The sequence below is a fragment of the Mucilaginibacter sp. P4_G9 genome, assembly GCF_056400985.1.
Genome location: NZ_JBFUKF010000432.1, coordinates 1 through 4,155 on the forward strand (window position 1 = coordinate 1; position 4,155 = coordinate 4,155).

Sequence of the window (4,155 nt, forward strand, 5' to 3'; positions counted from 1 at the left end):
GGTTATTCAAATGTTCACGATTACCGTGACCCTACTTCAGATCCTTCGTTACCGCAGATTGAAATAACCGGCCGTACACCAGGTACTACCATATTTATGGGTACCGACCGTGAGGCTGCTATATTTGATATGCACCAAAAAACCACAGAGTTTACCGATAACTTTACTTTAACAAAAGGTAAGCACACATTTACTTTTGGTACACACAACGAGTTTTATAACATTACGTACAACTTTGTAAACTCATGGAATGGTCGCGTTGCTTACAGCAGTATAGAAAACTTTATCGCAAATTCACCATCACGTGTTCGTGCTAACTTTAACTATACTAATAATAATCGTGATTACATTTTCGCTAATCCATCAGCTAAATTTAAAGTTAACCTGATGAGTTTATACGGTCAGGATGAGATACAAATTACCGACAATTTTAAATTGACTGCAGCTTTACGCCTGGACTATGCCGGTATACCTAATAAACAGCCATTAAGCACTAAAACTACAAATGCTCCGGTTGATTTAAACTATGGTAATAGTTTTACCTACACTAAACCCCGCGATATCAAGCAAAATTATTTGAACAACGTAGAGATTAATCCTCGTGTATCGTTCAATTATGATGTAAATGGCGATCAAAGCTTAATTGTACGTGGTGGTAGCGGCTTCTTTACCGGTCGTGTTCCTTTTGCATGGTTTGGTTATGCGTTTTACAACAATGGTGCTACTTATGGTGCTTATGATAACAAATCAGCTCAAAAGCCACTTACAAATCCTGTTTCAACCTCGCCAAATGGTCGTTTAGATTACGTTAACGCACAAGGCTTTAACACTGCCGCTACCGGCCCAACCCAGGTAGATTTAATTGACAACAAATTTAAAATGCCACAGGTTTGGAGAAGCAGCTTAGCCTTTGATTATACTACTGATGACCAATGGAAATTTACTTTAGAAGGTATTTATACCAAAACCATCCACGATTTAAAGTTCCAGCAGGTAAACACTAAGGATAGTGCAACTTATTATGCTTACGATACCCAGCACCAACAGCCAATATTTGTAAATCAAAAAGTTAACTCATCATATACCAATGCTTATGAGTTATCAAACACCAGCCTTGGCTACCGTTACAGTTTAACCGCACAAATTGGTAAAACCTTTCCTTTTGGCTTAAGCGGTAATGTTGCATATACTTACGGGCATTCAAAAGATGTAACCAATGGTATCCGTAACTCAATGGAATCAAACTGGCAGTTAAACCAGGCTTTAAATCCTAATAACCCGGGTTTGGCCAACTCAAACTTTGATATCCGTCATCGCATTGTTTCAAACATCAATTTAAGGCATGATTGGGATGCAGCTAAAAACTTTACAGCCAATTTCAGCTTCTTCTTTAGCGCTCAATCTGGTAATCCATACACTTATGGTTTCTATCCAAGTGCAATCGACGGAACCGGCCAACAAGTTAGCTTAGCATACATCCCTAAACATGGTGAAACAGTTAATTTCTTTACTGATGTAATTGGTGGACAAACTGCTGTTCAGCAAGCAGCAGCTTTTGATGCATTTATTGATAAAAACAGCTATTTATCGTCACGTCGCGGAAACTTTACCCAACGTAATGCTGCTTTTACACCATGGAATAATGACTTAGATTTCCGTTTTTCGCAAGACTTTAAATTTGGTAGTGGTAAACACAAACAAGTGATTACTTTCACTTATGATATTGTTAACCTTACTAATTTGCTGAATAAAAAATGGGGACAGTATTATTTCTCAGCCAATACGTTCAATTCAACATCAAGCATTGGTTTAACGCCAAAAACTACGCCTGCATTTGGTGCAATGTCAACAAGCTATCCAAAATATGCTTTTACAGATCCTGGATTGCCATATTCTGTTGACTTGTTCTCTTCACGCTGGCAAATGCAGTTTGGTATACGCTACGCATTCTAATATTACCAAACACATCATATAAAAAGTCCCTGCAGGTTTATATCCGGCAGGGACTTTTTGGTTGTGTAATCAACAAAAACACCCCAGCGGGCAGGCCGATGGGGTGTTTTTGTTTTGAGGTGCGATATTTAGGATACTATCCTACAAATTTTTACCCAGCTTATCTAATATATCCTGCGGCACTTGTTCCAGGTCGAGCACCAGGAAGCCATCAAGGCAGTCGGCAAATTTAGGGTCAATATTAAAGCTGATGATTTTGGCGTTAAGAGCGATATATTGGCGTAGCAGCACAGGTACTTTCATATTACGTGTTTCTACTTCCGATATCAGGTTATCCAGCCCTTTAAAAGTATCCTCGCCAGCCATTAGCAGGTCGGTATCTATCTTGGCAAAATCGACCTTAAATTTTTTACGTGGTTTTACATATTGCGCCAGTTCATGATCAAAGTGGTTACGGTTAATGTAATCAACAATTAATGATTTGGAGAACTTTGAGAACGAGTTGCTGATACTCACAGGGCCTATCAGGTATCGGTATCTTGGGTTATCTATCAGGAATTTCAAAATGCCCTTCCACAACAGGAACAGGGGTAACGGTTTGGTTTGATACTCCTTGCGGATCCATGACCGTCCAAGTTCCAAACTTTTGCGCAATACCGGGGTAAACTGGGTTTTAAGTTTAAAAAGTTCGGTGATATAAAACCCCTTTTTGCCCACACTATAAAATATTTCATCGCCCAAACCTATACGATAAGCGCCTACTATCATTTTGGCCTCAAAATCCCAGATGAAAAGGTGGTTATAATAAATATCATACTCGTCAAGGTCGATACTTTTATTGGTGCCTTCGCCAATTTCTCTGAAAGTTACTTCGCGCAGGCGGCCTACTTCACGTATCACGTTTGGGATAACCGAAGTTGGTACAATAAAAACTTCGTAGTTCTTTTCTGTCCATACCTTATAATTATCGCGCAACGGCGCAATTTCCTTTTCAAGTATTGCCGAGTTTATTTCGGGTACAATATCGGTTGGCAGCCGTTTTATCTTAAATAAGTTGCGCGGGTTGAAGATCTTTTTTTCCTCCTCAAGGCCTGTACCTAAAGCATAAGTACGGGCGCGTAAAAAATTGAGCAGCTTGGCACCGTTATTATAATCGGGTACTTCAAGTACGTTGATGGGTTTCCCTATGCGAAGTTTAATTGTGTGCCCGTGCTTGTTAAACAACTCTGAGGGTAATTTAGCTGTACGCAGGGCCGGATGTATGAGGCTTAATAAATTAAAAAGCAAGCCGTTATTACCGTGGAAATATATAGGCACAATGGGAACCTTGGCCTTCGCTATTATTTTACCCACTACAGGGTGCCACAAACGGTCGGTTACCTGTTGCTGCTCAACCTTAAAGGTTGAAACCTCGCCGGCTGGGAAAATGCCTATTGGGGTACCGTTATTTAACAGCTCGAGCGTGTTTTTCAGGCCGCTGATGCTTGATGAATGTTCAACATTTTCAAACGGGTTTACGGCAATAAAAAAGTCGCTGAGGTTGGGTATTTTCTTGAGCAGGAAGTTGGCCATTAATTTGGCATCCGGCCGTACTGTTAGCAGCATTTTTAGTAGTACCAGCCCCTCTATACCACCATATGGGTGATTGGCTATGGCAATAAAGCTGCCGGTTTTTGGTATATGCCTTAAGTCGCGTTCGTCAAATTCAATATCAATACCGCAGCCTTCTAAAATAGCATCAATAAATTCTATACCTTGTTTGGGCTGGGCCTGGGCAAACAGGTCGTTAACCTGGTTAATTTTCATGATCTCCATCAACAAAGCGGCCAGGCCAGGCATTTTCAGCTTATCAAGTTTAGTGGCTTTGGCAAACTCTTCGGTGGTTATTACTTTCATTTTTTAAATAACAATGTATTTGGTTAACAAATAAATATCCTGAAATTTTATTTACTTTAACGCCCGATAATTCATATAAATGAAGGCGCATATTAAAAACTACTTATCCATTACAAAAAAAGAATGGAACGGAATGGTAGTATTAATTATTTTAATTGCATTGGTTTTGGCCGCGCCATATGTTTACCAGGCAAACCGCAAAGATAACACAATAAACTTTAATGATTTTGATAAAGCTGCCGCGATATTGGGCAAGGCTAAAGATACAGTGAAAGGTAACTATTCGTCTGTAAAATCTTTAAAAAC

3 protein-coding genes are annotated in these 4,155 nt (G+C 39.6%); 2 read left to right on the plus strand and 1 reads right to left on the minus strand.

Annotation, left to right across the window (positions count from 1 at the left end; all coding sequences use genetic code 11):
- Positions 1-1,953: outer membrane beta-barrel protein (locus AC1DPZ_RS23165; RefSeq protein WP_477407904.1), on the plus strand; the 1,953-nt coding region annotated here is incomplete at its 5' end.
- A gap of 141 nt (positions 1,954-2,094) precedes the next feature.
- Here AC1DPZ_RS23165 and AC1DPZ_RS23170 read toward each other — a convergent pair.
- A complete protein-coding gene (locus AC1DPZ_RS23170) occupies positions 2,095-3,849 on the minus strand; it encodes a lysophospholipid acyltransferase family protein (RefSeq protein ID WP_477407906.1) in 1,755 nt (584 codons plus the stop codon).
- A gap of 79 nt (positions 3,850-3,928) precedes the next feature.
- Here AC1DPZ_RS23170 and AC1DPZ_RS23175 point away from each other — a divergent pair.
- A partial coding sequence (locus tag AC1DPZ_RS23175) for a hypothetical protein (RefSeq protein ID WP_477407908.1) occupies positions 3,929-4,155 on the plus strand: 227 nt, incomplete at its 3' end.